The organism is Streptococcus suis (assembly GCA_022354845.1).
Taxonomy (GTDB): domain Bacteria; phylum Bacillota; class Bacilli; order Lactobacillales; family Streptococcaceae; genus Streptococcus; species Streptococcus suis_AA.
Window position 1 is genome coordinate 61,079 of sequence record CP031970.1, and the last position, 15,108, is coordinate 76,186.

Genomic DNA, 15,108 nt, shown 5'->3' on the forward strand with positions numbered 1-15,108 from the left:
TCACAATGAATGGAAAGGAGGGGAAGGATATACTGAGGTATGTATGTAATGTGCAAGGGCGTAACATACCAAATATTTGCTTGAAAACACAATTCATCAATTCAATATCAATTAACGGGCCTCCAGTTGTCGAGTAAGATAGCTCAGAGAGCAGATTGTAATCTGATTAAAAATCAACACAGATATATTACAAATAATAAGGAGGAAAAAATAGATGTTTGGTGAATTAGAAATGAAGTATCCATTGGTAATGGATGAGCAACTACAAGATTCTTCAGGAGGTAGCATCTTTTTAGGAGTTGCAATAGCAAGTGGTGTTGCAATTGCTGGAACCTATATTTTTGGAGCATTAGATGGTGCTTTTGAAGCGAAAGCGAAACGAAGAGGCTACTAGATGGGGAATATGCTGCAGTCGATTGACTTAGGGTTTCAAAAGCTGAATCAGCTTTATGATCAACAATCTCCTGTTGTAAAAATAGTTACTTTTATTGCAGGCGTTATTCTTGTATATTGCCTAGCAACACTGGTGTTAGGACCAGTTTATTCTGCTGGGAAAGACTTTGGTCGCTATGTTTACAATGCAATGTTTAGGTAGGAAAGGAAAATAAGCAATGAATAATTTTGGAAAACTGGAAAATCAGTTCCTGTGTCTAAGTGATACTGATTTACAATATGTAAGTGGTGGTAGTTATAATTTTAAAGTTGATGTTGATAAGTTAGTAGATTATGCAACTCGAGCTTTTGGTAGTATTTATAATGCAGGAAAAAGCTTTGGTCGTAATTGGTATAATGCATTTTATTAATCGTGTATTGATTCAAAAATGGAAAAGTGAAGAGTAGCAGGCTGTATCTTAAAATAAAAAACTTGAAAAAGGATATAAGACAGGAGCGTAAATAAAAAAAATAAGCTCAACTATTCAATTTAGTTTCCCTTAAGCTTGGCGAGTTATACTAAATCCAAGCTAGAAATAGCTCATCACTTTCAGTATCGTCATCCGTAAGAGCTAAAGCTCAAACGGCTGGCATATCTTTTTCATATAATCTCCGAGATAGCTGACAGTCTCCCGTCAGCTGTTTTTGTCCTTTAAAAGCATAGTGAAGGAAGGAGATAAGAGGATTGGATAAACTAAAAAGGGCGCATTTGCGCCTTTTTGTGTAAAAAATTATTTAATAACTCCACCTTCTACAACAAGATCATCAGCTTGAGCAGCATCACCATATACTGGTTGAAGAGTTTCTTGGTAGGCTTTATGGAAGAATTCTTCCTCACCAAGTTTTTCAATTGTTTGGTTGATGAAATCAAGTAATTCGGTATTTCCTTTTTGGACGGCAGGAGCGATAGTGTCTACATCTCCTAGAGCTTTTACACCAACTTCGAAACCTTTGTTTTCCAAGGCCCATGCGAGAACTTCGGTATTGTCTGTACTCATGGCATCGCCACGTCCGTCTAAGAGGGCAGCATAGGCTTCGCTGTATTGGTTGTATTTTTGAAGTTTGACTTCTGGATAATTCTCTTCGAAATAAAGTTCAGCTGTGGTACCTTTGCTGACGATGAGAGTTTTACCATTGAGTTGTTCTGGATCAGTGATGACAGCAGAGCTAGGAGACACGATACCGAGGGATACTTTCATGTAAGGAAGGGCGAAGTCTACTTGTTCTTTTCGCTCATCTGTTACTGTAAAATTGGCTAGGATGATGTCAACCTTGGCAGAAGTGAGATACTCCACACGGTTTGCGGCTTCGACAGGGACGTATTCTACCTCGACGCCCAATTCTTTTGCCAAACGGTTGCCTAGATAGACGTCATATCCTTGGTATTCACCATTTGCATCCACATAGCCAAATGGTTTCTTGTCACTGAAAACACCGATCTTGACTGTTCCACTTTCTTTGATTTCTTCAAGAGTACGTGCGGTTGCCCCGCTTGTGGAACTGCTGGAACTAGTTGAAGAACTGTTTGCATTACTGCAGGCAACTAAAATAACTGCAGCTAAGACACTAAAAATAGCAAAAATAGGTTTAAAGATTTTCATAAAATTCTCCTTTTAAAAATGATTAAAGTCAAAAGTTGTTAGAAAGGCTTGAGCCCGTTGCGTTTGTGGATGTTGGAAGAAATTCTGAACGGTATTTTCTTCGATAATTTCTCCTTTGTCCATGAAAATGATGCGGTCAGCAATGGCGCGTGCGAATTCCATTTCATGCGTCACAATCAGCATGGTCCGTCCTTCTTTTGCCAAATCATTGATGAGAACCAAGACTTCCCGAACCATTTCTGGGTCAAGAGAAGCAGTGACTTCATCAAATAATAATATTTCAGGATGCATCAGCAGGGAACGAATGATAGCTACCCGTTGCTTTTGCCCGCCAGATAATTCTCTGGCATAGCTATGTTTTTTATGCTCTAGTCCTACCCGTTTTAGCAAGGTCTCGGCTTCTGCTTGGACCTCTTCTTTTTTTCGTTTTAAGGCTTTGACAGGAGCAAGGGTCAGATTTTGCAAGACATCCATGTGTGGGAATAATTCATAATCTTGAAAAACCATACCGATTTTTTGCCGAATATCCTGTAGAGAAAGTGTTCCAGACAGAATAGATTGGCCATCTAGTAAAATATCGCCCTCTTGAATGCTTTCCAGCTTGTTAATACAGCGTAGTAGTGTACTCTTCCCACAACCAGAGGGGCCTAAGATGACGACGACTTCCCCTTCCTTAACGGATAAGGAAAGATGGTTGAGAATGGTTTGCTGACCAAAATTTTTAGTAATATTTTGTAATTCTAAGACTGGTTGACTCACGACTTCACTCCTTCCAAATCGATTCAAGATAGCGAGAAAATGCAGATATTGGGAAACAAATCATAAAGTAAATACAGAAAATCACTCCGTAAATCCATAAGGACACGCTTGGAGAGCTAGTCCTGTAAAAATCAATAATCTGTTGCCCGATTTTATTTACCTCAACCACGCCAATGAGGATAACCAAGGAGCTGGTCTTAATCATGCGGGTGACCAAGTTAATTGCCTGTGGGAGTAGTCTGCGTAGAACTTGAGGAATGATGACATAGCGATAGAGACTTCGTTTGCTTAACCCCAATGCTAATCCGCTATCGAATTGGTGTTTAGGTAGAGAAGTGATGGCTCCTCGAACTAAATCTCCCATTTCAGCTGTCCCCCAAAGTGAGAATACTATAATCGCGGCCAATTCACCTGAAATATTGATATTGAATCCCCGTGCTAATCCAAAGTAGAAAAGGAAGAGTAGAACCAGCTGTGGAACAATTCGAATGGTTTCTAAGTAAATTCTGAATATCCATACTATCAGTCTATTTTTTGATGTCATGATGATTCCTACTAATAGCCCTGCAACGCTTGAAATGCCAATGGAGAGAAAGGAAATCCAGAGTGTGACACTCAGTCCGACTAATAGTCGTTGCAAATTATTCCCCTCTAGTAAGACTTTAATGCCCATATCCTGCATGGCGAATCCTCCTTTCAAGATAATAGAAGAAGAGCGAAAGCGGTAGCAAGATGATTAAATAGGAACTCACTAGGAGAAAGAGGGCTTCGTCAGTTTCGTATTGTAGTCCGATCAAATCTTGAGCGACGTACATAAGGTCGGCCAAGGCAATAATGGAGAAGACGGAAGTTTCTTTTATTAGAAAGATAATATTAGCACTAAATGAAGGCAAGGCGATAGCTAGTGATTGAGGTAGCAAAATATATAGGAAAATTTGCCAATTTGTTAGCCCCAAACTAGCTCCGATTTCTATCTGACTTTTCTTGATAGCTTCAAAGCCACTGCGGAAAGATTCTGCCATGTAAGAACCACCAAGAAAAATCAAACCAGCAATGGCACAGACTTCAGCATCCAGCACAATTCCCAATCTCGGTAAACCATAGTAGAGGAAGAAAAGTTGAATGACCAAGGGGGTATTTCGTGACAATTCAACATAAGCTGTAGAAATCTGTTGAAAAACTGGAATACGGTAATAACGGATGATACTAATAATCAAACCCAAGCCCAAAGCGCCTATAATCCCGAAGAATGCGAGTCTGATCGTTAGAATGAATGCCTCTTGATAGAGTGGGACAGATTCTCGAATAAAGATCCAATCCAGAAGATTCACCTCCTTTGTGAAGTATTTAATTTATAGTAACACGGATACTACTTCTTGAAAAATTTGTTTTTTTAAAGAGGGCTATAAGTTTTTCCTATCAGTCAATTTGCTATGTTATAATAGAGGTATGACAAGAATTTTAGATATGGAACCGATGCAGGACGAGGAATACGTTGAGCGTACCTTACGTCCGCAAAAATTAAATGAATATATTGGACAAGACAAGGTCAAGGATCAGCTGAAAATTTTTATTGAAGCTGCCAAATTACGCGATGAAGCCTTAGACCACACTCTTCTTTTTGGACCTCCAGGGTTGGGTAAGACCACCATGGCTTTTGTTATTGCCAATGAGTTGGGAGTTAATATCAAGCAGACCAGCGGACCTGTTATTGAGAAAGCTGGCGATTTGGTTGCATTACTCAATGATTTGGAACCGGGAGATGTTCTCTTTATCGACGAAATTCATCGTATGCCGATGGCTGTTGAGGAAATTCTCTACAGTGCCATGGAGGATTTTTACATTGATATTATGATTGGAACCGGGGAAGCGAATCGCTCTGTACACTTGGACTTACCACCTTTTACTTTGATTGGTGCTACCACACGTGCAGGGATGTTATCCAATCCACTGCGGGCTCGTTTTGGTATTTCTAGTCACATGGAGTATTATGAGTTGGCTGATTTGACTGAGATAGTTGAGCGCACAGCGGATATCTTTGAGATGGAGATTACTCATGAGGCAGCAATTGAATTGGCTCGTCGATCACGTGGGACCCCTCGTATTGCTAATCGCCTCCTGAAGCGGGTACGGGATTTTGCCCAGATAATGGGAGATGGGTTGATTGACGAAACGATCACTGATAAAGCCTTAACGATGTTAGATGTGGACCGTGAAGGGTTGGACTATGTGGATCAAAAGATTCTCCGTACCATGATTGAGATGTATGGCGGTGGTCCCGTCGGTCTCAATACCCTTTCGGTCAATATCGCTGAAGAGCGCGAAACAGTGGAGGATATGTACGAACCCTACCTAATTCAGAAAGGTTTCCTCATGCGGACCCGGACGGGGCGGGTCGCGACCGCCAAAGCCTACGAGCATTTGGGCTATCCTTATAGGGAAAAATAATGGCAGAGCAGATGAACCATATAGCTAGCTTATTTGGAAATTGGCCAGAAACCATCATTTGGTCCTGTTTAGAAGGCACAATGGGGCAAGTTTATGTTGATGATAGTCAGTCGCCCCAGTCAGCTCTAGCTCTTTATGGACGGCAGAGCTTCTTTGTTTTTTTAGCTGGCCAGCCACATCGAGACTTGCTAAAAATCTGCGAAGGTAAGGATATGATTCTAGTCCCTCAAAACCAAAACTGGTCTGACTTGATAGAAGGGACTTACGGAGACGGGATTCGGTCCTTTACCCGCTATGCTACGAAAAAGGACACTGAGTTTGACCTTGGGTATTTACAGAAACTGGTTGATGACTTGCCTGAAAGCTTTGATATGAAACGGATTGACCGTAATCTGTACGAGGCTTGTCTGGTAGAGGAATGGTCACGGGATTTGGTGGGAAATTATATAGATGTGGAACAATTTTTGGACTTGGGTCTGGGATATGTCATCTTGCATAAGGGACAGGTGGTCTCAGGGGCTTCATCCTATGCCAGCTATTCAGCTGGGATTGAGATAGAAGTGGATACTAGGGAAGACTATCGAGGTCTGGGTTTGGCAAAAGCCTGTGCGGCTCAGTTAATTTTAGCTTGTTTAGACCGCGGACTCTATCCAAGCTGGGATGCCCACACCTTGACATCCTTGAAACTAGCTGAACAATTGGGTTACCAATTGGACAAGCCCTATCGAGCATATGAATGGAGATAAGATGATACCGACATTTATTTGGGATTTGGACGGAACACTGTTGGATTCCTATGAGGCGATATTGGCTGGAATTCAAGAAACTTATGAGCAGTTTGGTCTTCCTTTTGACCGTAAAGAGGTGAGAAAATATATTCTCCGTTATTCTGTTAAAGACTTGCTGGTGCGTGATGCAGATAAGTATGGTCTGAATAGTGATGAACTCAACCGTGTACGAGCGACTTCCTTGAAGGAGAAAAATACGCAAATTCCTTTGATGACTGGTGCGCGTGATATTTTAGATTGGACTGTGGAGCAAGGGATACAAAATTTTGTCTATACCCATAAGAGTGACAATGCCTTTCAGGTGTTGGAAGATTTGGGCGTCCGACACCATTTCACAGAAATCTTGACAAGCGATTCTGGCTTTGCCCGCAAACCAAGTCCAGAAGCTCTGCTATTTCTCATAGACAAGTACGGTCTGGAAAAGGAACATACTTACTATATTGGTGACCGTCGGCTTGATGTGGAGACAGCTATTCATGCGGGAATACACAGTATCAACTTGCAGATTGACGGGATAAAAGAGAACAAAAAGATCACCAATTTACAGGAGATTGTGGAGCTAAATTTTAGTTAGAGGCGGAGTGTATATCTCAGCCTCTATTTTTATGTGCACATCGTTCGTTCTATTCATATTGTTAACGGTATCAGGCTGTAGAAGTCAGAAATATATTGTGAAATTATTAACAAATTTGTTATAATATACAAAAATAAATTTAGGAGAAGAATCTGTGAACGATAAGGAATTTGGGCAACGTGTGAGATATTTACGGGAGAAATTAGCAATTACGCGTGAAGAATTCTGTGAAGATGAACTAGAATTATCTGTTCGTCAATTGAGTCGTATAGAAGCGGGACAATGCAAACCAACTTTTTCAAAGATAGGTTTTATAGCAAGCAGGTTGAATATGGGTTTATATGAGCTTATGCCGGATTATGTCCAACTTCCGGAACGCTATTCGCGTCTAAAATATGAGGTATTACGAACTCCTACCTATGGAGACCAATTTTTGGTAGAACAACGCGATCAAATGTTGACAATCATTTATGATGAATATTACGATGAGCTCCCAGAAGAAGAAAAAATAGCTATTGATGCTTTTCAGTCTACAATTGATGTATTTGAAACACGGTCTAATCAATTTGGCAAAGAGATTTTGGACGATTATTTTGAACAAGTTCATCGTAAAGAAAAGTATTCGATAAATGACTTGTTAATCATTCGACTATACCTTGAGCATATTAGAGATAGGGACACTGACGCAACAATCTATCACTATTTTTCCTCACTTATTACCCACCTGCCTAATCAACAGGAGGTAATGGATTCAAAAGAGTTATTTATTCTAAGGGATGTTATATTAATCTCAATAGGGATTTTAGGAGATCGAGAAGACTATGAGAAAATCCCGTCTCTTTTTGATGCTTTAGATAAAATAATGGTTTTAACTCAAGATTTTCAAAAGAAACCTATTTTAAACTTATTGAAGTGGAAATACGAGCTCCACGTTAATAAGAACAGAGATGCCGCACAGAGTTACTTTGAAGAAGCTACCCTTTTTGCGAAGCTAATTGGAAATGATTATCTAGTTCACAAAATTAAAGAAGACTGGGAAGAGGATTCACGACTTTAGGACAAAAATGTCCTGTTAACTTTACTTAGCTTCCATTAAACTATAATAAAAAAAAGTTTAAAGGAGATAGCTAGTGATTACAGTTTTAAAATCAATCTGTGTGTTTGGTACTGGTTGGCTTGGCTGGTGGGGATTGTAAAATATGTCATAAAAAGCTGACTACGTAGTTAGCTTTTTTGTTATACTAGACAGTATGTAGGAGGTGGCTATGTTAGAAAATTGGTTAAACACCAAACAGGGTCAGGTGTTTCATTACAAGATGGAAAAGATTGAGTATGCCCTAGAACTGCTAGGGAATCCCCAGTTTGCAGTTCCGGTCATTCATGTTGCTGGAACCAATGGCAAGGGATCGACCATTGCCTTTATGCGCCATCTATTTCAGGCACATGGTATGCGTGTTGGAAGTTTTGTATCCCCCCACATGGTGAGTGTGCACGACAGGATTTGTATTGACAGCGAGCCCATTTCAGACCATGATTTTCAGAATTATTTACAGAAAGTCTACGACTTGGAGCAGGAAATCGCCGCTCGTTATGAGCCTTTTCGCTATTTTGAGGTCATGGTGCTCATTATGTTCCTCTATTTCGAAGCTCAACAACCCGATGTGGCACTAGTAGAGGTGGGCATCGGAGGGCTTTTGGATACGACCAATGTCGTGGCACCAGCCCTAAGCGTTATCATCTCCATCGGCATGGACCATCAGGATTTACTAGGCTCGACCTTAAGGGAAATAGCAGAGCAGAAAGCAGGGATTATCAAGGAAAACGTGCCTGTCGTCCTAGGACCACTTTCTCCAGAAACCACAGCTATCTGTCGCCAAATTGCCCTTGACAATCAAGCACCTGTCTACCAATTTGGTCAGGAATTCACCTATAAAACAGGACAGTTCAGCAATCCGGCCATCGACCTGTCAGAATTGGTTTTGGGTCTGGCTGGCCATCATCAAGAAGAGAATGCGGCCGTAGCCCTACAAACTTTTCTACTCTATATGACCAATATCCAAAAAGACATTCAACCTCAGTTGATTCAAAAAGCCCTTGCCCAAACCAGCTGGCCTGGTCGTTTGGAATTGGTTGCTCAAGAGCCAAAAATCTATTTGGATGGAGCCCACAATGTCCCAGCTATCGAACGTCTGGTTGAATTTATTCAAGAACAAGAAGAACCTGTTACTATTCTCTTTTCAGCCCTTCGGCGTAAGGACTTTCAAGAAATGTTGGGGTTGTTAGAGAAAAGACTGCCTCATGTTCCCCTTATTTTGACTAGCTTTGCTTATGACGGTGCCTTGTCCGAGAAGAATCAACAAGATCGAGACTTTGTTGCGGATTATCAACAATTTATTGAGAAGTGGCAATCTGATGGGCAAGGGATTTTGATTATCACAGGTTCCCTTTACTTTATATCGGAAGTTCGTCGGAAGTTTATAAATAAGAAACTTTTCAAATAGAACGGTTGAACATTGTAGAAAAAAGCTTCTCAAAGGAACAAAAAACGCCAAAGAGCCTTATTTTTTGCGGATTAGCATGGAGTGAAAAATGTTTAGAACTCCCGATAAGAAATGACATTGGGAGGGCTTTTTGATATAATGAGAAAAGCAAATCTGAGGAGAAAAAAATGACAGAATTAGAAATAGTTTCTGAGGTCGTTGATCACGAAGCAACCTATCGACGTAGCCGTAGAGCATCACGTAAGCAGTCAGTTAAGCTAAACAAAGAATTTGGTAAGACAATATTAAAAACAAAGATTTGGCCAGCGCTTGTCTGGAGTATTGTCTTAAGTTTTTGTAGCGTAGTAAACCCGTTGCTAACATCGTTTGCGACCAACATACAGACTCAGAATTTATATGCAGGAATGGCCATGATGAAGGGCCAAATTCCATACGGTGATTTTTTTGGAACAAGTGGTTTATTATTTTACTTATTGGCCTTATTAGGGAATGTGGGTGGAAATTTTATCATTTTTGGCGTTCTCCAATTCATCGCATTGCTGATAGCAGGAGTCTATTTTTATAAGATTATTGCTTATTTTAGCCGGTCCGAAAAAGTTGCCCTTAGTGCAAGCCATTGGTTTTATATATTCATCTTTGCTCTTGGCTTCGGAGGATTGTATGCTGAGATGTTTGCCCTCCCTTTCATTTTAACCAGTATCTGGTTTTTAGTTCGTTACTTTGAGAACGCAGTGACTGACGAAGCATTTATTCTTTATGGCGTAGATGCCGCCCTCGTTTTTCTTATCTATCCGAAAAGCTTAATTCTTTGGGTAGTAGCAGGTATAGTTTTAGTTGTCTACAATGTTCAGCACCATCAGATGGCTCGCGGATTTTACCAATTATTGGCAGCTCTTTTTGGATTTCTGCTTATTTTGTATTCGGTCGGGTATTATGCATTTGAAGCACAAGTTTTAGGAACAGCAATTCAGCAGACATTTTTATATAATCTTCGTTTAGATTTTCAACATGCGACAGTACTTATGGATTTGACAATTGTCATTCTTTTCCTCCTACTGTCTGGATTTGTAAAAAATGCCATCCAAACCTTATTTTCATTTAGACAAGAAAAATATACTTACATTAAGGTCTTAATGTTACTAGTATTCATTATCCAATTAATTTTCATCGTTGGAAGTGCACATTTTCAGTGGAGTCAATTGGTCCTACTTTTGCCATATGGATTTGTGATGGCGGTAATACTTACTCAGGAGGAATATGAGGATACTAATAGTAGTTATGCGCGTCGTCATTTCTTTCTACCTGTATTTATTGGATTAGGAATTCTTGCACAACCTGCCTATATTTATTCAGTTCAAGGAGATTTAAGAGCCGATCGTCAAGAAGTTGCCCAGTACATCAGTAGCCAAACAGAAAACTCAGACAAAGTTTATGCTTGGGATAATAGTGCAGGTGTTTACATTTCAAGCCAGCGCTTATCGGCAGCGACGATAACGACAGCAGAGCCATTTCTAAATACAGATGAAAATGTGAATAGTTTGATATACGACTTAAATAAGAGTGAATCAAAATACGTGGTTGTAAATAAATATATTTCCATGTTAGACAAGGTGAAAACAATTCTCGAATCTCAATATAAAGCTATTCAAACAACAGACCATTTTATTATTTATCAAAAGAATGAATGATTGCTCAGGCAGTCATTTTTTCTTTAGCTTATCTTGGAAAAGGAGGGAAAGTGGATATGTGGTATAATGGAAAAATAAGTACTCAGGAAAAATTATCAAAAGAATGTAGGAGAAATGATGTCACATATTATTGAACTACCAGAAATACTAGCCAACCAGATTGCGGCTGGCGAGGTCATTGAGCGACCAGCCAGTGTGGTTAAGGAGTTGGTGGAAAATTCCATTGACGCAGGGGCTAGTCAGATTGAAATTAGTGTTGAAGAGGCTGGCCTTAAAATGATTCAAATCACGGATAACGGTGAGGGAATTGCCCCTGATGAAGTAGCGCTTGCCATCCGCCGTCACGCCACCAGTAAGATAAAAAGTCAATCGGATTTGTTTCGTATTCGCACCCTCGGTTTTCGTGGAGAAGCTCTGCCTTCCATTGCTTCTGTCAGTCAGGTGGTTATTGAGACTGCAACTACAAATCATTCGCATGGTCTACGATTAGAGGCCAAAGGTGGTGTCATCGAGAAAGAGGAGCCAGTTAGTCGTCCGGTTGGCACACAGATTACAGTTTCAGAATTATTTTACAATACCCCTGCTCGTCTCAAATACGTTCGCAGTCAACAGGCTGAATTATCACATATTGTTGATGTTGTAAATCGATTGAGTCTAGCTCATCCGGAAATAGCTTTTGCCTTAGTAAACGAAGGACGAGAATTAATTAGAACTGCAGGGACAGGGAAACTTCGTCAGGCAATTTCAGGGATTTATGGGATTGCTTCTGCCAAAAAAATGGTTGAAATTGAGGCCGAAGACCTGGATTTTCAGATTTCAGGTTATGTTTCTTTGCCAGAGTTGACTCGTGCCAACCGCAACTACATTTCCATTTTCATCAATGGTCGCTATATCAAGAATTTTTTGCTTAATCGAGCGATTTTGGAAGGTTATGGCAGTAAGTTGATGGTTGGACGCTTTCCGCTGGCAGTCATTTCTATAGAAATTGACCCCTATCTTGCTGATGTCAATGTGCATCCGACCAAGCAGGAAGTTCGTATCTCCAAGGAAAAAGAACTCATGGCCTTGATTCGAGAGGCGATTAGTCAAGCGCTTAAAGAGCAGGACTTGATACCAGATGCTCTTGAGAATTTAGCTCAGTCAAGTACTCGACCAAAAGTAAAAGCAGAGCAAGGCACCTTACCACTCAAAGAGCCAAAAATCTATTATGATACGATTAAGCAAGACTTCTTCTTAAAACCAGACGTGGTCGCTGAGGATGTCAAACCTCTCGAAGAGGATAGGCAAGAGATTGTTGAGTCGCCTGTCGAAAATAGACCTACATCTGTTCAATTTGCAGAACGTCAGTCGGTGGAATCAGAAGATCAGGAGCATCCTAATCTAAGTGCAAAAGAATTGGCAAAACTGGCACATAAATTAGACCAGGAGGAAACCTCGACATTTCCAGAGTTAGAATATTTTGGTCAAATGCATGGGACGTATTTATTTGCGCAAGGTAAGACAGGACTTTATATCATTGACCAGCATGCTGCACAAGAGCGGGTCAAATACGAATACTATCGTGAGAAAATTGGACAGGTTGACAATTCAGCTCAACAGTTATTGGTGCCGTATATTTTTGAATTTCCGCAGAATGATGCCCTTAACCTTGTCCACAAAATGGATGCTCTTCGTCAAGTTGGTGTCAACTTAGAAGAATATGGAGCTAATCAATTTATTCTGCGTGAACATCCTATTTGGATGAAGGAAGAGGAGATTGAGTCTGGCATCTATGAGATGTGTGACATGTTGCTCTTGACGGATCGGGTGTCAATCAAGCAGTATCGGGCAGAACTGGCTATCATGATGTCTTGTAAACGGTCAATCAAGGCCAACCATGCTTTGGATGATTATTCGGCGCGTGATTTATTGAGACAATTGTCTTACTGCCAAAACCCCTATAACTGCCCGCACGGTCGTCCAGTTTTAGTGCATTTTAGCAAATCGGATATGGAAAAAATGTTCCGTCGCATTCAGGAAAATCACACGAGTTTGCGAGAATTGGGCAAGTATTAATACTCTTCGAATATTAACATCAGACCTTGTTGACTTGATTTGATGAGTGTAAAGCTCCTGTGAGCTTTACAGCCTGCTATCTTAAAACGCGAAAGTAGTAAGGGCCTATCTACTCTTGGAGAAACGAACTTCGTTCGCTCAATCTCCAACCTCCAAAGGTTTCCCAAACCTTTGGAGCTAATCGTTTTCAATTTTTATTGAGTATAAATATTAACAAAAAGTTGACACATTAGTAAAGGAATCATATGTACGGCTATATTAAAGGAATTTTAACGAAAATAACTGCAAAATATATTGTGGTGGAAACGTATGGAGTAGGCTATATCTTGCAGGTTGCTAATCCCTACGCCTATTCAGGACAAGTCCAGCAAGAAGTGACAGTCTATACTCATCAGGTGATTCGTGAAGATGCTCATTTACTCTACGGATTTGCTACAGAGAATGAAAAATCCGTCTTTCTGAGTCTGATTTCAGTATCAGGTATTGGTCCAACAACGGCTCTAGCTATTATTGCTGTTGATGATAATGATGGGCTTGTTCGTGCCATTGAGCAGAAAAATATTACTTACCTGACCAAGTTTCCAAAGATTGGCAAGAAAACAGCCCAGCAGATGATTTTGGACTTGGAAGGCAAGTTTGTCATGAGCGAAGAAGCGGGTCCTGTTCAACAAGTAGCACCATCCAGTGAAAATATCGCCCTCGAAGAAGCCATGGAAGCCATGGAAGCTCTTGGTTACCGACCAGCCGAACTCAAGAAAATCAAGAAATTCTTTGAAGGCACCAACGACACCGCAGAAAACTACATCAAGTCAGCCCTTAAAATGCTGATGAAGTAATAGGATACTAAGGCGTTAAGCGATACAAAGCAAAATAGACGGCCGAACAGAAATTTTGTTAGAAATTTCGTTGTGAGACCTCCGCAATGACAACTAGGTAAAAGGCGAGTTTTGACGAAGCCTTTTACCAGATGTCAACTGCGTTATTCGGTGATATTTAGGATTCAGTTTGACAATTTTGCAAAGTATCGTAACCGTGTTCAACTAACGTACCAGTATGATGGTTACTAAAGTAACTCATCATACTACGGCAATCGCTATTTGCGACTTGCCTAGGTACCTTACTAATTCGCCACAAAAATAATATCGATTTTTGCGGCTCATGTCGTGTCCAGATACAAAGGACGTAAAGGACAAAGAGAAAATAGGAAAGCGGACGCAGATGCTTTGGCATCTAGGAAGTCTTTATCTTTTTGCAAAGTATCGTAGCCGTGTTCAACTAACGTACCAGTATGATGGTTACTAAAGTAACTCATCATACTACGGCAATCGCTATTTGCGACTTGCCTAGGTACCTTACTAATTCGCCACAAAAATAATATCGATTTTTGCGGCTCATGTCGTGTCCAGATACAAAGGACGTAAAGGACAAAGAGAAAATAGGAAAGCGGACGCAGATGCTTTGGCATCTAGGAAGTCTTTATCTTTTTGCAAAGTATCGTAGCCGTGTTCAATTACCGTAACAGTACGATGGTTGCTGAATTAAGTAGCTAAAAGTATAGTCATTTTAATTAGCTTTGATACATCGTCACTTTCGCCTTGCCGTACTCTAGTACAGCCTGCGCCTCAGTTCCTTGTCTGAAAGCTAATTCATTCGACTATATTAAGTAAACCGTATGTGAAAAGGAGTTTCTATGTCCCGTTGTACTTGGGTTAATCTAAATAATCCACTTTATATTGCTTACCATGATGAAGAATGGGGCAAGCCACTTCACGATGAGCAGTCTTTGTTTGAGTTGCTTTGCTTGGAATCCTACCAAGCTGGACTTTCCTGGGAAATTGTTCTCAACAAACGGCAGGCTTTTCGCTCCGCATTTTTCAACTATAATATTCAAAAGGTTGCAACAATGACTGATGAAGATTTGGATGCACTTTTGAATAATCCACATATCATCCGTCACAAGGCAAAGTTGTACGCTACCCGCGTCAATGCCCAGGCTTTTCTTCGAGTACAGGAGGAATTCGGTACGTTCGATACGTATCTTTGGGAATGGGTGAACGGTGCAACAATTGACAACCCTGTCAAGTCCTTCCGAGAATTGCCGACCAAGAACGACTTGTCTGAGCGGATTTCAAAAGATTTGAAGAAACGAGGTTTCAAATTTCTAGGACCTGTCTGTATTTACTCCTATTTGCAGGCTGCAGGTCTTCTAAATGACCATGAAGAAACCTGTGAAATTGGAAAGAAATTACGAATTAATTAGAT

The 15,108-nt window shown here is 40.4% G+C and carries 16 protein-coding genes and 2 pseudogenes; 12 read left to right on the forward strand and 6 right to left on the reverse strand.

Annotated features, from left to right (window positions below; all coding sequences use genetic code 11):
- Nucleotides 1-214: 214 nt before the first annotated feature.
- Genes D2A30_00355 through D2A30_00365 form a run of 3 tightly spaced genes read left to right on the forward strand, consistent with a single transcriptional unit; the run spans nt 215 to nt 803 of the window.
- Entirely contained in the window at nt 215-394 is a 180-nt protein-coding gene (locus D2A30_00355) for a class IIb bacteriocin, lactobin A/cerein 7B family (GenBank protein ULL20191.1), read from the forward strand.
- Between the two features lie 9 nt (nt 395-403).
- Nucleotides 404-595 carry a hypothetical protein gene (locus D2A30_00360; GenBank protein ID ULL21958.1) on the forward strand — a complete coding sequence of 64 codons (192 nt, stop codon included), beginning with the start codon at nt 404-406 and terminating at the stop codon, nt 593-595.
- A gap of 16 nt (nt 596-611) precedes the next feature.
- Nucleotides 612-803, forward strand: coding sequence for a bacteriocin leader domain-containing protein (locus tag D2A30_00365; GenBank protein ID ULL20192.1), 192 nt, complete (start codon nt 612-614; stop codon nt 801-803).
- Between the two features lie 360 nt (nt 804-1,163).
- Here D2A30_00365 and D2A30_00370 read toward each other — a convergent pair whose 3' ends face one another.
- Genes D2A30_00370 through D2A30_00385 form a run of 4 tightly spaced genes read right to left on the reverse strand, consistent with a single transcriptional unit; the run spans nt 1,164 to nt 4,114 of the window.
- Entirely contained in the window at nt 1,164-2,033 is an 870-nt protein-coding gene (locus D2A30_00370) for an amino acid ABC transporter substrate-binding protein (GenBank protein ID ULL20193.1), read from the reverse strand.
- 12 nt (nt 2,034-2,045) lie between these two features.
- The gene (locus D2A30_00375; GenBank protein ID ULL20194.1) at nt 2,046-2,792 is read right to left on the reverse strand and encodes an amino acid ABC transporter ATP-binding protein; all 747 of its coding nucleotides are present in this window, start codon (nt 2,790-2,792) and stop codon (nt 2,046-2,048) included.
- 4 nt (nt 2,793-2,796) lie between these two features.
- Nucleotides 2,797-3,474, reverse strand: coding sequence for an amino acid ABC transporter permease (locus D2A30_00380; protein ID ULL20195.1), 678 nt, complete (start codon nt 3,472-3,474; stop codon nt 2,797-2,799).
- On the reverse strand, nt 3,455-4,114 hold the full coding sequence (locus D2A30_00385) for an amino acid ABC transporter permease (GenBank protein ULL21959.1): 660 nt from the start codon (nt 4,112-4,114) through the stop codon (nt 3,455-3,457). The genes D2A30_00380 and D2A30_00385 overlap by 20 nt, the downstream gene beginning before the upstream one ends.
- 127 nt (nt 4,115-4,241) lie before the next feature.
- Here D2A30_00385 and ruvB point away from each other — a divergent pair, with 127 nt between their 5' ends.
- From ruvB to ruvA, 8 genes are all read left to right on the forward strand, one after another.
- Nucleotides 4,242-5,240 carry a Holliday junction branch migration DNA helicase RuvB gene (gene ruvB / locus D2A30_00390; protein ULL20196.1) on the forward strand — a complete coding sequence of 333 codons (999 nt, stop codon included), beginning with the start codon at nt 4,242-4,244 and terminating at the stop codon, nt 5,238-5,240.
- On the forward strand, nt 5,240-5,986 hold the full coding sequence (locus D2A30_00395; protein ID ULL20197.1) for a GNAT family N-acetyltransferase: 747 nt from the start codon (nt 5,240-5,242) through the stop codon (nt 5,984-5,986). The genes ruvB and D2A30_00395 overlap by 1 nt, the downstream gene beginning before the upstream one ends.
- Nucleotide 5,987: 1 nt before the next feature.
- The gene (locus tag D2A30_00400) at nt 5,988-6,602 is read left to right on the forward strand and encodes an HAD family hydrolase (GenBank protein ID ULL20198.1); all 615 of its coding nucleotides are present in this window, start codon (nt 5,988-5,990) and stop codon (nt 6,600-6,602) included.
- Nucleotides 6,603-6,756: 154 nt separating this feature from the next.
- On the forward strand, nt 6,757-7,659 hold the full coding sequence (locus D2A30_00405; protein ID ULL20199.1) for an XRE family transcriptional regulator: 903 nt from the start codon (nt 6,757-6,759) through the stop codon (nt 7,657-7,659).
- A gap of 208 nt (nt 7,660-7,867) precedes the next feature.
- Complete coding sequence (locus D2A30_00410; protein ID ULL20200.1) at nt 7,868-9,103, forward strand: bifunctional folylpolyglutamate synthase/dihydrofolate synthase; 1,236 nt, start codon at nt 7,868-7,870, stop codon at nt 9,101-9,103.
- A gap of 167 nt (nt 9,104-9,270) precedes the next feature.
- A complete protein-coding gene (locus tag D2A30_00415; GenBank protein ULL20201.1) occupies nt 9,271-10,791 on the forward strand; it encodes a quinol oxidase in 1,521 nt (506 codons plus the stop codon).
- Between the two features lie 117 nt (nt 10,792-10,908).
- On the forward strand, nt 10,909-12,846 hold the full coding sequence (gene mutL / locus D2A30_00420; GenBank protein ULL20202.1) for a DNA mismatch repair endonuclease MutL: 1,938 nt from the start codon (nt 10,909-10,911) through the stop codon (nt 12,844-12,846).
- Between the two features lie 245 nt (nt 12,847-13,091).
- On the forward strand, nt 13,092-13,682 hold the full coding sequence (gene ruvA, locus D2A30_00425) for a Holliday junction branch migration protein RuvA (protein ULL20203.1): 591 nt from the start codon (nt 13,092-13,094) through the stop codon (nt 13,680-13,682).
- 157 nt (nt 13,683-13,839) lie between these two features.
- Here the strand turns inward: ruvA and D2A30_00430 are convergent.
- Together D2A30_00430 and D2A30_00435 are read right to left on the reverse strand one after the other, a co-directional pair.
- Nucleotides 13,840-14,066: pseudogene (locus D2A30_00430) on the reverse strand (hypothetical protein).
- Nucleotides 14,067-14,095: 29 nt separating this feature from the next.
- Nucleotides 14,096-14,301: pseudogene (locus D2A30_00435) on the reverse strand (hypothetical protein).
- 235 nt (nt 14,302-14,536) lie between these two features.
- Here D2A30_00435 and D2A30_00440 point away from each other — a divergent pair.
- Nucleotides 14,537-15,106: a DNA-3-methyladenine glycosylase I gene (locus tag D2A30_00440; protein ID ULL20204.1), complete on the forward strand. Its 570-nt coding sequence runs from the start codon at nt 14,537-14,539 to the stop codon at nt 15,104-15,106.
- Nucleotides 15,107-15,108: the final 2 nt, after the last annotated feature.

What these genes read in the sequence shown, in the direction of transcription:
- mutL (ULL20202.1), top strand. Translation starts at nt 10,909, where the DNA reads ATGTCACATATTATTGAACTACCAGAAATACTAGCCAACCAGATTGCG.
- D2A30_00395 (ULL20197.1), top strand. Translation starts at nt 5,240, where the DNA reads ATGGCAGAGCAGATGAACCATATAGCTAGCTTATTTGGAAATTGGCCA.
- D2A30_00410 (ULL20200.1), top strand. Translation starts at nt 7,868, where the DNA reads ATGTTAGAAAATTGGTTAAACACCAAACAGGGTCAGGTGTTTCATTAC.
- D2A30_00440 (ULL20204.1), top strand. Translation starts at nt 14,537, where the DNA reads ATGTCCCGTTGTACTTGGGTTAATCTAAATAATCCACTTTATATTGCT.
- ruvA (ULL20203.1), top strand. Translation starts at nt 13,092, where the DNA reads ATGTACGGCTATATTAAAGGAATTTTAACGAAAATAACTGCAAAATAT.
- D2A30_00415 (ULL20201.1), top strand. Translation starts at nt 9,271, where the DNA reads ATGACAGAATTAGAAATAGTTTCTGAGGTCGTTGATCACGAAGCAACC.
- D2A30_00365 (ULL20192.1), top strand. Translation starts at nt 612, where the DNA reads ATGAATAATTTTGGAAAACTGGAAAATCAGTTCCTGTGTCTAAGTGAT.
- D2A30_00360 (ULL21958.1), top strand. Translation starts at nt 404, where the DNA reads ATGCTGCAGTCGATTGACTTAGGGTTTCAAAAGCTGAATCAGCTTTAT.
- ruvB (ULL20196.1), top strand. Translation starts at nt 4,242, where the DNA reads ATGACAAGAATTTTAGATATGGAACCGATGCAGGACGAGGAATACGTT.
- D2A30_00370 (ULL20193.1), bottom strand. Translation starts at nt 2,033, where the DNA reads ATGAAAATCTTTAAACCTATTTTTGCTATTTTTAGTGTCTTAGCTGCA.
- D2A30_00355 (ULL20191.1), top strand. Translation starts at nt 215, where the DNA reads ATGTTTGGTGAATTAGAAATGAAGTATCCATTGGTAATGGATGAGCAA.
- D2A30_00380 (ULL20195.1), bottom strand. Translation starts at nt 3,474, where the DNA reads ATGCAGGATATGGGCATTAAAGTCTTACTAGAGGGGAATAATTTGCAA.
- D2A30_00400 (ULL20198.1), top strand. Translation starts at nt 5,988, where the DNA reads ATGATACCGACATTTATTTGGGATTTGGACGGAACACTGTTGGATTCC.